General features: G+C 69.9%; 12 protein-coding genes. 4 read left to right on the top strand and 8 right to left on the bottom strand.

Annotation, left to right across the window (positions count from 1 at the left end; all coding sequences use genetic code 11):
- The first annotated feature begins 47 nt into the window (after positions 1 to 47).
- Positions 48 to 1,814 (top strand): GNAT family N-acetyltransferase, encoded by a 1,767-nt coding sequence (locus EBN03_RS15285; protein WP_122188678.1) that lies wholly within the window; start codon positions 48 to 50, stop codon positions 1,812 to 1,814.
- A 105-nt stretch (positions 1,815 to 1,919) separates the two neighbouring features.
- Here EBN03_RS15285 and EBN03_RS15280 read toward each other — a convergent pair whose 3' ends face one another.
- Entirely contained in the window at positions 1,920 to 2,843 is a 924-nt protein-coding gene (locus EBN03_RS15280; protein WP_122188677.1) for a LysR family transcriptional regulator, read from the bottom strand.
- Positions 2,844 to 2,969: 126 nt separating this feature from the next.
- Between EBN03_RS15280 and EBN03_RS15275 the strand changes: the two genes are divergently transcribed.
- A complete protein-coding gene (locus EBN03_RS15275) occupies positions 2,970 to 3,866 on the top strand; it encodes an SDR family NAD(P)-dependent oxidoreductase (protein WP_122188676.1) in 897 nt (298 codons plus the stop codon).
- Between the two features lie 51 nt (positions 3,867 to 3,917).
- Here EBN03_RS15275 and EBN03_RS15270 read toward each other — a convergent pair whose 3' ends face one another.
- A complete protein-coding gene (locus EBN03_RS15270; protein WP_122188675.1) occupies positions 3,918 to 5,297 on the bottom strand; it encodes an FAD-containing oxidoreductase in 1,380 nt (459 codons plus the stop codon).
- A gap of 48 nt (positions 5,298 to 5,345) precedes the next feature.
- Positions 5,346 to 6,278 carry an SDR family oxidoreductase gene (locus EBN03_RS15265; protein WP_122188674.1) on the bottom strand — a complete coding sequence of 311 codons (933 nt, stop codon included), beginning with the start codon at positions 6,276 to 6,278 and terminating at the stop codon, positions 5,346 to 5,348.
- Between the two features lie 78 nt (positions 6,279 to 6,356).
- On the opposite strand from EBN03_RS15265, the gene EBN03_RS15260 reads away from it, so the two are divergent.
- Positions 6,357 to 6,938, top strand: a complete 582-nt coding sequence (locus tag EBN03_RS15260) for a TetR family transcriptional regulator (RefSeq protein WP_122188673.1) — start codon at positions 6,357 to 6,359, stop codon at positions 6,936 to 6,938.
- A gap of 385 nt (positions 6,939 to 7,323) precedes the next feature.
- Here the strand turns inward: EBN03_RS15260 and EBN03_RS15255 are convergent, their stop codons facing one another.
- Positions 7,324 to 8,109, bottom strand: coding sequence for an SDR family oxidoreductase (locus tag EBN03_RS15255; protein WP_122188672.1), 786 nt, complete (start codon positions 8,107 to 8,109; stop codon positions 7,324 to 7,326).
- Between the two features lie 20 nt (positions 8,110 to 8,129).
- Positions 8,130 to 8,930: an alpha/beta hydrolase gene (locus EBN03_RS15250; protein WP_122188764.1), complete on the bottom strand. Its 801-nt coding sequence runs from the start codon at positions 8,928 to 8,930 to the stop codon at positions 8,130 to 8,132.
- A 145-nt stretch (positions 8,931 to 9,075) separates the two neighbouring features.
- On the opposite strand from EBN03_RS15250, the gene EBN03_RS15245 reads away from it, so the two are divergent.
- Positions 9,076 to 10,083, top strand: a complete 1,008-nt coding sequence (locus EBN03_RS15245) for a LysR family transcriptional regulator (RefSeq protein ID WP_122188671.1) — start codon at positions 9,076 to 9,078, stop codon at positions 10,081 to 10,083.
- A gap of 91 nt (positions 10,084 to 10,174) precedes the next feature.
- Here the strand turns inward: EBN03_RS15245 and EBN03_RS15240 are convergent, their stop codons facing one another.
- The 3 genes from EBN03_RS15240 to EBN03_RS15230 form a co-directional block, all read right to left on the bottom strand.
- A complete protein-coding gene (locus tag EBN03_RS15240; RefSeq protein WP_122188670.1) occupies positions 10,175 to 11,668 on the bottom strand; it encodes a DUF4153 domain-containing protein in 1,494 nt (497 codons plus the stop codon).
- Between the two features lie 535 nt (positions 11,669 to 12,203).
- Complete coding sequence (locus EBN03_RS15235) at positions 12,204 to 13,232, bottom strand: HAMP domain-containing sensor histidine kinase (RefSeq protein WP_122188669.1); 1,029 nt, start codon at positions 13,230 to 13,232, stop codon at positions 12,204 to 12,206.
- A complete protein-coding gene (locus EBN03_RS15230; protein WP_122188668.1) occupies positions 13,229 to 13,918 on the bottom strand; it encodes a response regulator transcription factor in 690 nt (229 codons plus the stop codon). The genes EBN03_RS15235 and EBN03_RS15230 overlap by 4 nt, the downstream gene beginning before the upstream one ends.
- Positions 13,919 to 13,929 lie beyond the last annotated feature (11 nt).

Genomic DNA, 13,929 nt, shown 5'->3' with positions numbered 1-13,929 from the left:
CTGCTGGTGAGACGGCGATCGCTCGCGAAGGAGCCTAGGATAACGCCATGCGACTGACCAACGTCGCGCACCTCCGCCTGCCGTTCGGCCGGCTGTTGGGCTACGACGTCACTGTGGGTCGGGCGGGCCGGTCGCTTCCCGTCTCCTTCGACCAGCGACGACACGTCGGTGCCGGTGACCGGGCCGGATCCTGGATGGCGTTGTCCTTCAGGCTGTCCGCCCCGGTTCCGCTCGACGAGCTCGCGGCCGCCTGGATGGCGGTGATCGAGCGGCACGGCACGTTGCGGTCGATTTTCGTGCCCGGCGAGGACGGCGAACCTCGGCTGCACGAAGTCGAAATCCTTGCCGGTGCCTGGGTCGAGCATGTGATCGCCCCGGGGCAGGCCGTCAACGACGCGCTGCGCGCTGTACTCGACCGTGCTTGTTCGCCGTACGCTCGTCCGTCCCACCGGCTGTGTGTGCTCGAGACGGCGGTGGGGCCGACCGTCGTGGTCGCGGCCGACCATTCCCACGTCGACATGTGGTCGATGCTGGTGATCGCGCGTGACTTGCTCGCTGCCCTCGCGGCGGTGCAGCAGGGCCGTTCGCCGTCGCTGCCGCCCGCCCCCGCCTTCGCCGAGCACACTCGCGCGCTGCGGGACCGTCCGCCGGCGCCCGCCGAGGTGCACCGCCGTTGGGCGGAGGTGCTGGCGGGCAGCGGCAATGTGATGCCACGGTTCCCGCTGTCGCTGGGCGAGGCGACATTGCAGGAGGAGCGCGTGGAAGTGCGCGATGTCCTCGATGTCGACGACAGCGCCGCGTTCTCGGCACAGGCCCGCGAGGACGGCGTCTCGACCTTGGCTCTGGTGGTGGGGGCGATGACCGAGGTGACCCAGGAGCTGGCCGGCACCGCGTTGCGGGCCGTGTTTCCGGTGCACAGCCGGTACGACACCACCTGGCACGACTCCGTGGGCTGGTTCATCACCAATTCGGTGCTCGAGTCAGCCGACTCCGATCCCCGTGCCAGCGCGGACGCGGTGAAAGAGGCTGTCCGCATGGGGTCGTGGCCCTTGGCGGACATTCTGCGCCCGTGGGGCGGGATGCCCGAGGCGCCGGGGATGTTCGCGATTTCGTGGCTGGACCTGCGTCGGCTGCCGGTGCGCGTCGACGCGACCGGACTGGAGGCGCAGTACGTCGGCGCGACGATCCGGACCGACGGCGTGATGCTCTGGTTCGTCCTCGACGAGGCGGGCCTGCACCTGCGCTGCCGGTACCCGGACACTCCCGAGGCACGGCGGCACGTCGGCACCTGGCTGGACACGCTGATCGCCCGGCTGCGGGCACGGGCCCGGGCATCGGTCGGTGGTCTGCTCCGACTCGGAGACCGAACCTATCGGGTCCAGCGGGCGGGCCGGGCCGACGTGCCGGCCCTGGTCGCGCTGCTCTCCGACGACGAGATCGGCCGTGCCCGAGAGGGTTTCGACATTGCCCGCTACGAGGAGGCGTACGACGCCGTGACCAGGGATCCGGCACACTATCTGGCTGTGGTCCGGGACGAGGCCGACCGGATCGTCGGCACCATGCAGCTCACCATCATTCCGGGGCTGTCCCGCGGCGGCACCACCCGCCTCCAGATCGAGGGAGTCCGGGTCGCCGCCACGGAACGCTCGCGCGGCATCGGAACCGCGATGCTCGAGTGGGCGCATTACCACGGCAGGCACCGAGGTGCGACACTCGCGCAAGTCACCACGGATCGAGTCCGCGAACGGGCACATGCCTTCTACGCGCGGCTCGGATACGAGAACAGCCACGTCGGGCTGAAGCGGGCGCTCTGACCGAATCCACTTGCGGCCGAACGGCACCCGCCGGGCGACCTCGACGGTTGCCGATCAACCGAAGCCCGCGAATCGTGTGTTAAATGCCCTGGTGGGCAGCCGAATTCAACCCTCCGAGCGGCCGGCGGGCTCGACCGCGACGGCGCGCAGGGTTTCGGCCAGGCGGGCGACCGGCTCCGGTAGCGGGCCGGGCATCCGGGCCAGCAGCGTCCGGCGTTGCTCGGTCGGGCCACCGTGCACGGGCAGGATCCGGACCCCAGGTGGTGCGACCGGCACGAGACCGGCTGGGACAGTGGTGATTCCGCAGCCCGCAGCCACGAGGTGCAGTTTCGCGAGCCAGTCGCCGACGGTGTGCACGACGGTGGGCCGCTCGTCGAGCCCCGGCCAGGTACCCATCCCGCCGTCGCCGCGGGGCCCGGCGATCCACGACTGGCCGCGGAGGTCGGCGGCGTCGATGTGGTCGCCGCGCGCGAGCGGATGCTCAGCGGGGACGGCGATGCGCAGGCTGCGTTCGATCAGGACCTGTACCTGCAGCGCGGGAGTCTCGGCGTCGAGCGGACGATACGGCGGCGCCGAGGCCACTACCGCGAGGTCCACGGTGCCCGCGCGCAGCGCCCGGACCAGCGCGGGCGTGCCGGCCTCCCGGCCCAGCACCGTGATCCCGGGATGGGTGTGCCGCAGGCGGGCCAGCGCGGCCGGCACCAGACCGGCCCCGGCACTGGCGAACCAGCCCAGCCGCACCGTCGCCCGCTCGTCGGGCAGTCCGGCCAATTCCTTTGCCGTGGCGTCGATCTGGTCGATGACCACCGCGGCGCGGCGGGCGACGATCCGCCCGGCGGGGGTCAGCCGGACCCCGTCGTGTCGGCGCTGCAGCAGCGGCACCCCCGCCGCGCGTTCCAGGGCCGCGATCTGCCGCGACACCGCGGACTGGGTGTAGCCCAGCCCCGCGGCTGCCGCGGTGAAGGTGCCCCGCTCGGCCACCTCCCGGAACACCCGCAGTGCGGTCAGTGAGGCAGCGGTGAAGCTCATGACGTTTACGCATACCACAGATGAATTTCTGTCGCTTTCGACATGACCGGTCCGCTTCTAACGTCGAGGCGTGACCTTGATACCCACACCGGAACTGCCGCGAAAGATGATCACCGAGGAGGCGAAATGAGCAGGGTCGCACTGGTTACCGGCGCCACCCAGGGGCTGGGTCTCGCGCTCGTCGAATTGCTGGCCCAGCGGATGGATCCCGGCGACACCGTCTATCTCACCGGCCGCGATCTCGACCGCGTGACCACCGCGGTGGCCACGGTACCGGCGGGCGGCGCGCAGGTGCGCGGGGAACTGCTGGATGTCGCCGATCCGGCGGGCGCCGAACGCCTTTCGGAGCTGCTGGTCGCGCGGCACGGCGGTGTCGACATCGTGTTCGGCAACGCTGTCATGCGGGTGGGCCCCGACGACGACCCGCGCGCGATCGTGCGAGAGTACGCCGAGGTCAACAACTTCGGCACCACCCGGCTGCTGCGGGCGTTCGCGCCGGTGCTGCGCGACGGCGGCCGATTGATCGTGGTCGCTAGCTCGCTCGGCACCCTACATCAGCTCGCACCGGTCCTGCACGACCGGTTCGACGTCCTGACCTCGCTCGACGACGTCGACCGGGAGGTCGCGCGCTGGGTCGACGCGGTGGCCGACGGCAGCGCCCGTGCCGGGGCGTGGCCCGGCTTCGTCAATATCCCGTCCAAGATCGGCCAGGTCGCGGCGGTGCGGGCCCTCGCCGCGCAACGCCGCGAAACCGACCGGGCCCGAGGGATTCTCGTCGCCGCCACCTGTCCCGGCATGATCAACACCCCCACCTCGGCCCTGTGGTGGGACGTGTCCGGCGCACCCACCCCCGCCCAGGCCGCGGTCGCACTCGTCGACCTGGCCCTCGAGCCGGTGAATCCCGCCCATTACGGCGAGCTGGTTCGCTACGGCACGGTGCTCCCGTGGTCACCGGCCGCGGACCGGCAGCCCCTCGGTGGAAACGCCCGGCACACGTTCGCGGCGGTGACCTACGACGGCTGAAGGACGTGCCGGCCTGCGGCGGAGGCCACCCGGGACGCACTGTGACGCAACCTATTCCAGTGGCTCGAGCTCCTCGAGCATGGTGGGGACCAGTTCGGCGACGGTCGGATGGATGTGCACGGTGTGGGTCATGGTGGTGTACGGCGCCTCGGCGGCCATCAGGTCGAGGAGGCAGTGCACCACTTCGTCGCCCCCGACGCCCAGGATCGCGGCGCCGAGAATCCGGTGGGTCTCGGCGTCGACCACCACCTTCATGAAGCCCTGGGTCTCCCCCTTTTCGACCGCACGCCCGACCCGGGTCATGGGGCGCTTGCCCACCAACGCTTTTCGCCCGGATGCCCGTACCTGGGCCGCGGTCAGGCCGGCGCGGCCCAGCGGCGGGTCGATGTACAGCGCGTAGGTGGGAATGCGGTCGGTGACCCGGCGTGGTTCACCGTCGAGCAGGTTGGCCGCGACGATCTCGAAGTCGTTGTACGAGGTGTGGGTGAACGCTCCCCTGCCGTTGCAGTCGCCCATCGCCCAGATGTGTTCGACGGTGGTCCGGAGTTGATCGTCCACGGTGATGAAACCCCGTGCGTCCGTGGCCACTCCGGCCGCGTCCAGCCCCAGGTCGTCGGTGTTGGGCACGCGTCCGACCGCGACCAGAAGATGTGATCCGGTCACCACCGGCCCGTCGGCACGCGTGGTGACCGCCACGTCGCCACCGTTCCGCGATACGCGAATATCGTCGGCGCCCAGGTGAATCGATATCCCCTCGCGCCGCAGGATGTCCTCGATCGCACTGCTGACGTCGTCGTCCTCGCGGGGTGCCAGGCGGGGACCGCGTTCGATCACGGTGATCTCGGCGCCGAACCGGCGGTACATCTGGGCGAACTCCAGCCCGATGTAACTGCCCCCGATGACGACCAGATGCTCGGGCACCGAGTCGAGTTCGAGGATGCCGACATTGGTCAGATAGTCGACGTCGGCCAATCCCGGGATGTCGGGCGTCGAGGCCCGGGCGCCGACGTTGAGGAATATCCGTGCGGCGGTGATCCGCCGGTCACCGACCTGCAGCGTGTGCGGATCGACGAATCGGGCGTGCCCGCGCAGCAGGGTGCAGCCGTCCATGCCTTCGAGCCAGTTCTCGACACCGTTCCGGTCGGCGGTGACGATATCGTCCTTGCGGCCCTTCACCTTTGCCATGTCGACCACGACTTCTCCGGTGCTGATGCCGTAGTCGGCGCCGCGACGGGCCACGTGTGCGGCGTGCGCGCTGGCCACGAGCGTCTTGGTGGGTATGCAGCCGGAGTTCACACAGGTACCGCCGATCAGCTTGCGCTCCACCACGGCGACGGTCTGCCCGGCCTCGACGAGCCGGCCGGCCAGCGGCGGGCCGGCTTGTCCCGCTCCGACGATGATTGCGTCGAACACCGTTGCTTGAGTCGCCATGCGCTCAGAGTTTCACGGCCGGGCCCCGATGACGAAACCGCCACGCTCTCATGCCGCGTCGGTGTAGCATCCTGCGTCCAGGTCCTGGATCAGCCCGGGGCCGGTCGGCTCCCAGCCCAGCAGCTTCCGCGTCTCGGTGTTCGACGCCGGGGCGTCGAGGCCGATGAACGTCGCCATCCAGCTGAAGTGCGCGGCGGCGTCGGCTGGGGGGACGGATCGCACCGGCACGTCGAGCTGCCGGCCTATGGCCTCCGCGACGGCCCGCATCGGCACGCCTTCCTCGCCGCACCCGTGCAGTGTCGCGCCGGCCGGCGCTTCCTCCAGGGCGAGCCGGAACAGGCGAGCCGCGTCGGAACGATGGATGGCGGGCCAGCGGTTGGCGCCGTCACCGAGATATCCCGCGAACCCGGCATCCCGGGCGATGCGGGCGATCGTCGCCATGAACCCCTGGTCCCCCCGGCCGTGCACCGTGGGCGACAGGCGTACCACCGACGAGCGGACGCCGTGTGCGCTCAGGGCAAGTGCCGCTTCGGCATTCGCGCGGCGCAGCGCGGGACCGGCGGCCGGGTGGCCCGGTTCGACGACGACGGTTTCGTGTCCGTCGCGCTCGGTGACGCGCTTGCCGGGCGCGAGGCCGAGCAGACCCGCGGCGATCGTGAACGGCTTGCCGGAGCCGGCCAGCGCGGCGCCGACGGCGTCGACGACAGCGCGATCCGCGGTCGCGGCCTGCTCGAATCCGCCGGTGAACGCGATGTCGTGCTGGAAGGCCAGGTGCGCGACGCCGTCACTGGCGGCGGCAGTGGCCGCCACGACGCCCACGTCGTCGATGGTGCCGCGGACGACCTCGGCCCCGAGGTCGGTCAGGACGGCGGCGGATCGGGGTGAGCGGGCGAGGCCGACAACGGTGTGGCCGTGGGTGAGCAGTTCGGTGACGAGTGCCGAGCCGATCCAGCCCGATGCCCCGGTGACGAATACGCGCATGGTGTCCTCCTCATGATGTCAGCTTGTGACATCACCGTACCAGCGATGTCAGCATGTGTCATCACGTAGAATCCGACCATGGGACGCTGGGTGCCGGACTCGCAAGGACGGCTGATCAAGGCCGCGATCGAGCTGTTCACGGAATACGGCTTCGACCAGACCACGGTTGCGCAGATCGCGGCCCACGCCGGGGTGACCCAGCGCACGTTCTTCCGGTACTTCGCGGACAAGCGCGAAGTGCTGTTCTGGGGTCAGCAAAAGCTCGACAGCCTGCTGGTGGCGGCACTGGAGGCGGTGCCCGAGGACGTCGAGCCGCTCGACGCTGCCGTCGAGGCCGTCAAGAGCGCCGGCGCGGTCTTCGGCGACGAACCCGAGGGCCCGCGCCTGCGCAACCAGGTCATCGCCGCGAACACCGAGCTGCGGGAACGCGAACTCCTCAAGGTCGCGATGCTCGCGGAATCGCTGGCCGCGACACTGTCCCGCCGCGATGTCGACCCCGACACGGCGCGGCTGGCCGCGCAGACCGCGGTAACCGTCTTCGCCGTGGCGTTCGCCCACTGGATCGACGAGGACGCGCCGCGCCAGTTCGCGACGGTCGTCGACGAGACCTATCGGAACCTGAAGGCGCTCACCGCGACCGCCGGCGTCGGGTCGGCCTGAACGGCGCCACTCACCCGATCACGCGGGCCGGAGTTGGGCGCCTTCTTCGTGTTGGGGACCACGCGGTCCGTAGTCGAGTTCGGCTCCCCGGTTGCTGCTGGCCGCAATCGCGGCGGGGGAATCGAAGCGATCCATGATCGATTCCACGAAGATCAACGTGTCGTTGGACACCGACATGGCGTCGTGCAGATCAGCCGGTCGATCTCGGCAGCCGCATTCCGTGGCGTAAGCCTGGCGTGTGCGGCGGTGACCTGCGCGAAACCTCCGCCAGACGGCGAATCAGAAAGTCGCCGATCGTCATTCGTCGAGTCTCGCGCTCGGGCATGCTGTGCTCCTCCACCTCGGGATGTGGTCGGCGGCCGACCGAGATCGGCACCCTGCGGTGTCACAGTGTGGTGATCATTCCGCCGTCGATGACGACGTCCGAACCGGTGATGTTCTCCGCCCGCGAACTGGACAGGAATACCGCGAGGTCGGCGACCTCCTGCGGACGGGTGAACCGCCCGGTCACGGTCCGCTCCGCCACGGTGCGGGCGACGTCCGCCGGATCACCGCCCGCGGTGGCGGCGATCGTGCGGGCCACACCCTGCGCACCCAGCCACAGGTCGGTCGCGACCGGGCCGGGGCTGATGGTGTTCACCCGAACACCTTGCGCGCCCACCTGTTTCGACAAGGCTTTGCTGAAGTTGGTGAGGGCGGCCTTGGCGGCGCTGTAATCCATGACGGTGGGGTCGGGCAGTTTGGCGTTGACCGAGCTGATGGTGACGATGCTGCCGGCACCCGCGTCCAGCATGCCGGGCAGGAGGGCTCGGGTCACGCGGATCGTGGCGAGCAGATCCAGGTTCATGGTCGCCACCCATGCCTCGTCACTGATGTCGGCGAACCCGTTCAGCCGGGCCGTCACGCCGCCGACATTGTTGAACAGCAATGCCGCGGTACCGAACTTCGTTGCGGCGGAGGCCAGCTCGGCAGCGCCGGTAGAGGTGGACAGGTCCACCTCGACCGGATGGACGCGCCCGGTGCCGGCCAGCTCGGCGAGGTCGGCACCGGCGTGGCGGGCAGCGGCGACGACGATCGCGCCCTCGTCGGCGAGGGTGCGGGTGATGGCCAGGCCGATACCCCGGCTCGCGCCGGTTACCACCGCGAGCGTGTCGGTGAGTCCCAGATCCACAGCCGCGCTCCTCGTCGGGGTCAGAATCCCTTGTCCGCCAGCCAGTCCAGAACCGCGTCCGCGACCTCCTTCCAGCCGCTGTCGATAGTGAGCGAGTGGCCGCGGCCTTCGAACTGCCGCAGTTCGGTGACCGCGGTGGAATCGCGGTACTGCTTCAACGTCGAGCGGGTCACCACATCCGGGACGGTGTGGTCTTCCAGGCCCGAAATCAGTAGCAGCGGGCCACGTTCGGAGTTGTCGGTGTCGACCGCCGCCTGGGAGTGCAGGACGAAGTTCGCCGCCGCGGCCTGGAACAGCGGGCGTGCGGGTGAGGGCACGGTCCAGGTGTCGAACAGCTCGTCGGACTCCTGTTCGCTGACCGCGTTGCCGAAGCCGAAGCGGAATTCCTGTTTGGTGAGCGATACCGCCCGATGCAGGTTCGCCGGGTTGCCCAGGGCCGGCAGGCCGGCGCGCAACTGCGCCAGCGGCAACGGGAGCACACCCTTGATCTGGGCCGGATCGATCGCCACACCCGCGACACCGAGATCGCGACCCATCAGTTTCTCGGCGAGCAGGCCGCCGAAGGAATGGCCGACGATGATCGGCGGTTCCGGCAGGGTAGCGATGATCGCGGCGAAATGGTCTGCAGCGTCGTCGATTCCGATGTCGGCGACCGCCTCGGGATGGGCGCGTGCCTCGGCGACGGTGTCGGGCTCGTTGGGCCAACCGGGGGCGATCGGAGCGTACCCGGCGGCCCGGAAACGGTCGAGCCACGGCCCCCAGCTGGTGGCGTGCAGCCACAGCCCGTGAATGAACACCACCGGTGTCGGATCCTGCGCCATGTCGGTCCCCTTTCGCGCCCGGATCCACTTCACCACCGTGCCCCGGCGCGCGTCCAAGTCGTATCGCGCACCGATTGATAACCGGGCGGGCATACTTGCAGGTGACTTGGTTGCGGACCGCCCCGGACCGCAGGAACAGGCAGGCATGGACCTCGATCTGCGGCAACTGCGTTACTTCGTGACTCTCGCCGAGGAACTGCACTTCGGCCGGGCCGCGGCGAAGCTGTTCATCACCCAGCCGGCCTTGTCCAAACAGATCCGCAAGCTCGAGGATCAGTTGGGCGGCCCGCTCCTCGAACGCGACAGCCGCCATGTCACGCTGACGCCGCGGGGGAAGAACGTTCTGGCGGATGCCCGCGAGATGCTGTCGCTTGCCGCCCGGATCGGCCATCGCCCCGACGCGCCCGATTCGGTCCGCATCGCGCACATCTTCGAGTTGCAGACCAGCCGAACCGTCGCCGACAACTTCGCGACCTCGTATCCGGGGATCCGGATCGTCGAGCGGGCGCTCGACAGCATCCGGCAACTGGAGGCACTGCTGGACGACCGGCTCGACGTCGCGATCCTCCGGATCACACCGGCCATGATCGCGGAGCATCCTGCCGGGTGGCGTTCCCGCCTGCTCCGATTGGAGCCCCTGCAGCTGGTCGGACGTCCGGCCGATCCGCCCCGCCCGCAGGCGTCACTGCACTCCCGTCCGCTGGAAGTCTTCGCTGACGGACCGGAATCCGGGCTCTACAACGCGCACGGCCACTATCTGACCGCCTTCGAGCACGACACCGGCCTGCCGCTGCGCTGGCTGGGCAATCCCGGCACCTTCGGTCATTGCCTGGCCGCCCTGCAGCGAGCCGCCGGGCCCGCTTACCTTCTCGAATTCGACAGCTACGCAACGCGATACGCGGCAGCCGGGATTCCTGTGCACCGGCCGCTGGAGATCCAGCCCTACTACCCGTGGAGTGTCGCGTGGCGCGACGAACCGCTCACCGAGCCGGTCGCGAAATTCCTCGCGGTCGCCGAACGGACCGCTCACGACCATGACTGGGCCGCGCCCTCCCCGCACCTGGCTCCGCCGTGGCTGCCACCAGGCGACACACCGGCCGCGCCGACTCCGGCACCGTCGCACCGGCGCTCGCCGACTCCACCGTCACGCTGACCCCGGTCACCGGCGCCACCACGCCGCCGATCGACCCCGGCGCGCTGCTGGCGCAGGTTTCACATCGGCCACTACTCCCGGCGGCAGCGATTCACCCGCGATCGCCCCGCACAGCGGCGGCCGACCGCGATCGGTTCCAATCCTGCCAGCCGTCCTCGTCGCCGAGACCGGCCCGGATCGCGGCGGCGATCGTGCTGCGCTGCGGCTCGGGCAGTCGGTCGACAGCCGGCAGGGCATCCGGCGACAACGTGCTCAGATAGTCGATATCGAGGTTCTGTTCGATCACGCGGGCGCTGGAACCGGTACCGAGTTCGACGGTCGTGCCGGACAGCCAGCGGTCGATATTGCGGTCGGCGACAAGGCGTTCGGGATTCACCAGTGCCAGGCCCAACAGGGTCGTCGCCGCCGCACCCACCGCGGCCCGCGGCACCCAGGTCCGGCGCAGCCGCACCAGCGCGGCCAGCACGAGCAGGTACACCAGCCCGATCCACAGTTCGAACACCTCGACCAGCAACCGCAACACCGTGAATCCGTACGCCTGCTGGTAGGTCCACATGCGGTGCAGAGCGGAGGCCACGATCACCAGCGTCAACACACCCACCGCCGCGACCCCGATCCGCAGCCACAGCCGATCCCACGTCGATTCCTGTGCGGCCCATGCCTGTACGGCCGAGATCACACCGAGGGCCAGCAGGCTGACCGCCGACAACTGCCAGAACCCGCTGCGCGCGTATTCCGCGTAGGTCAGTTCCGCCGTGCGCTGCACATAGTCGCTGCCGCCGAACAGCGCCGCCAATTGCGTCGCCACGAAGACCATGAACACTGTGGTCAAGGTCCCCAGCGGCAGACCCCACTCCAGCCGCGACCACCGCCGCTGAACCAGCAGCCCCGCAACAGAATCCGTCTCCCCCGCCGCCCGCGGCGGTCCCGCCAGCAGATACAGCGCACCGGCCGCGAGCAATGCCGCCACGGTGAATACGAAGACCCACCGCACCGGGGCCGCGGCATCGAATCGCGGCGTGACACTGTGCACCAGCCGGGCGAACACCGCATCGGCGCCGGCCAGCAGCGGTACGAAGATCGCGAGAACCGCGACTGCCGCCACCACCGACCAGCCCACCCGCTGCGTCGAGGACACGCGCCGCTCCCGCACGCGCCGCAACCCGCGACCCAGCCACGGCACCGACCGCAGCGCCGACACCGGCACCGCGATCAGGTCGAAGATCAGTCCGTGGACCGATCGCCGCACCACCGCCAGCGACCCGGCAGCCCCGGCCCCCAGCAGACAGAGCACGAACAACCACTCCGCCGCCCGGAACGCGCCCACACCCAGCAGGCACAGCGCGATCGTGATCCACCATGCCGGTGCCAGCCGGCGCAGTGCACGGTCAGCCGAATCGACTGCCGTACCGGATGATTCGACGTCCTGCGGTGTCGCGCGGCGCGCCCGGCCGTCGACGAGGAACACCGCGCCCGCGATCGCCGATCCGGCGAGCAGCCAGCCGATCCCCGGGCGATCCAGTGGCACGAACAGCACCGCGCCGAGTCCGGCCAGGAGTACGGCCGTCAGCGCGCCACGCGGCATCGGAACCGACTCCGACCGACGTGGGACACGCTGCGGCGTCGGCATTGTCGGATAGGGAGGGTGCGGGTGCGGTGGGACACCGCCACCGGGGATCGGGGCATACGGTCTCGAGGAAAGTCGCCAGGCCGACTCCGGCCCGGTGGGGTGCTGCGGTGCCGGCGCCACATGAATACCGGAATGCGCACTCGCGGTGAAGGATTCGGGTATGACGACCGGGGCACCGGGGCGAGCCCATTCGGCCGTCGCCGCCGCGGTCGACGGCGTCACCGGAACCGAAGCCGCTGTCGCGGCAGCGGCATCCGGCTGCTGTGCACCGCCGGCCGGCTCAGCGGAGCCGGGCCGCAGACGAGCGGTCATTCGCGCAACGGTATTCACCGGTGGTCGTTTTCGCCGGGCCCGGCCGGGCTCGGGGGCCGGATCTTCGGGAGCCGTCGGGGGTATTTCGTCGGGCATGGAACCTCCGTAGGGTGTGCGAGATCGGCCCGGCGGCACACCGAGCTCGAGGGCGTCGCGAATGGGTCGTGAATGTGCCGGCTCAGCCGGCGGGGAGGCTTACGCGGATGCGGGAGCCCGGGTCGGCGACGGCAATGGTGCCGCCGTGCAGTTCCACGATCCAGCGAGCGATGGCCAGGCCGAGACCCGTACCGCCGCTGTCGGTGCGACCATGGGTGAAACGTTCGAAGACCCGGGCCCGATCGGCGACCGGGATGCCGGGGCCCTCGTCTTGGACCTCGATCACAACCTGCCCGGTCCGGGTACGGGCTTCGATGTGGACCTGTCCGTTCGCGGGACCGTGCCGGGTCGCGTTGTCCAGCAGATTGAGCAGGACCTGATGCAGGCGGGCGCGGTCGGCTCGCACGGTCAGATCCGGGGCGGCCAGGTCGGTGGTGAAGCGGACCGGACGGTCGACGGCGGCGGCCAGGACTTCGGCTTCGGCGATGACGTCGTGCAACAGAGGTTGCAGCGCAGTGCTTTCCAGCTGCAGGCGGACCGCGCCCGCTTCGACGCTGGACAGCGCAAGCAGTTCGGTGACCAGCAGACTGAGCCGTTCGGTCTGGGCCAGGGCGGTGCGTAGGGTGGCCGGATCGGGTTCCGCGAAACCGTCGACCAGGTTCTCCAGCACCGCGCCCAATGCTGTGACGGGAGTGCGCAATTCGTGCGAGACGTTGGCGATGAAGTCGCGGCGCTGCTGCTCGGCGGCGGCAAGGTCGGCGGCCATCTGGTTGAACGCCGCGGCCAGCTGACCGACCTCGTCGCGGGAGGTGGCTCGAACGCGATGGGAATAGTCACCCTTGGCCATCCGTTGCGCCGCGGTGGTCATCTCCCGTAGCGGCCGGGTCATGCCATGGGCCAGGAACTGCGAGGTCACCAGGGCGAGCACCGTGGCGTAGAGGGTGGTCCGTTGTGGCAGCCAGCCGATACACCAGGCGAAATAGCCGAAAGCGATCGCGCCCGAAGCCACCATCAGGATGGCCAATTTAAATTTGATCATCCGTATCCGGTCCAGCGGGCGAGGTAACCACGCGGACAGCCGGGCCGCCGCGCCGGACCATCGGGAGCTCATCGTCCCTCCAGTGCGTACCCGACGCCGTGCACGGTGCGAATCAGGTCCGCGCCGAGCTTGCGGCGCAACGCCTTCACGTGTGAGTCGACGGCGCGGGTACCCGACGCGTCCGTCCACCCCCACACCTCACTGAGCAGGCGTTCGCGGGCCAACACCGTACGAGGTCGGCGCGCCAGCCGAACCAGTAGGTCGAATTCCAGTGGGGTCAGCTGGGTTTCGAGGTCAGCGCGCCACACCCGCCGCTGGTCGACATCGATCCGCAGATCGCCCACGACGATCGTCGCGCCCGGATCGGCGGTGCGCTCGATCCGCCTTAGCAGTGCGTGTACCCGGGCGGTGAGCACGCGCATGGAGAACGGCTTGGTGAGGTAGTCGTCCGCGCCGACCCCGAGGCCGACCAGCACATCCGTCTCGTCGGTGCGTGCGGTGAGCATGAGTACCGGCACCGGGCGGGTCCCCTGGATCCGCCGGCACACCTCCAGACCGTCGAAACCGGGCAGCATCACGTCGAGCACCACCAGATCCGGCTCGAACCGCTCCGCGGCGGCTACCGCGGCGGGTCCGTCGTGGGAGAGGTTCACGACGAACCCCTCGGCACGCAGTCGGGTGGCCACCGATTCGGCAATCGTGGGCTCGTCCTCCACCACCAGGATCCGCCGCCCGGCACGCTGCACGCTGTCCGCCATGGCATCGACCC

The sequence above is a fragment of the Nocardia stercoris genome, from assembly GCF_003696265.1.
Lineage (GTDB): Bacteria > Actinomycetota > Actinomycetes > Mycobacteriales > Mycobacteriaceae > Nocardia > Nocardia stercoris.
The sequence above is the reverse complement of the archived record's forward strand: the minus strand, read 5'-3'. Positions and strand labels throughout refer to the sequence as shown.

Bases quoted from the DNA above. Each gene is read 5' to 3' on its own strand.
- EBN03_RS15285 (WP_122188678.1), top strand. From the start codon at position 48: ATGCGACTGACCAACGTCGCGCACCTCCGCCTGCCGTTCGGCCGGCTG.
- EBN03_RS15280 (WP_122188677.1), bottom strand. From the start codon at position 2,843: ATGAGCTTCACCGCTGCCTCACTGACCGCACTGCGGGTGTTCCGGGAG.
- EBN03_RS15275 (WP_122188676.1), top strand. From the start codon at position 2,970: ATGAGCAGGGTCGCACTGGTTACCGGCGCCACCCAGGGGCTGGGTCTC.
- EBN03_RS15270 (WP_122188675.1), bottom strand. From the start codon at position 5,297: ATGGCGACTCAAGCAACGGTGTTCGACGCAATCATCGTCGGAGCGGGA.
- EBN03_RS15265 (WP_122188674.1), bottom strand. From the start codon at position 6,278: ATGCGCGTATTCGTCACCGGGGCATCGGGCTGGATCGGCTCGGCACTC.
- EBN03_RS15260 (WP_122188673.1), top strand. From the start codon at position 6,357: ATGGGACGCTGGGTGCCGGACTCGCAAGGACGGCTGATCAAGGCCGCG.
- EBN03_RS15250 (WP_122188764.1), bottom strand. From the start codon at position 8,930: ATGGCGCAGGATCCGACACCGGTGGTGTTCATTCACGGGCTGTGGCTG.
- EBN03_RS15245 (WP_122188671.1), top strand. From the start codon at position 9,076: ATGGACCTCGATCTGCGGCAACTGCGTTACTTCGTGACTCTCGCCGAG.
- EBN03_RS15240 (WP_122188670.1), bottom strand. From the start codon at position 11,668: ATGCCGCGTGGCGCGCTGACGGCCGTACTCCTGGCCGGACTCGGCGCG.
- EBN03_RS15235 (WP_122188669.1), bottom strand. From the start codon at position 13,232: ATGAGCTCCCGATGGTCCGGCGCGGCGGCCCGGCTGTCCGCGTGGTTA.
- EBN03_RS15230 (WP_122188668.1), bottom strand. From the start codon at position 13,918: ATGGCGGACAGCGTGCAGCGTGCCGGGCGGCGGATCCTGGTGGTGGAG.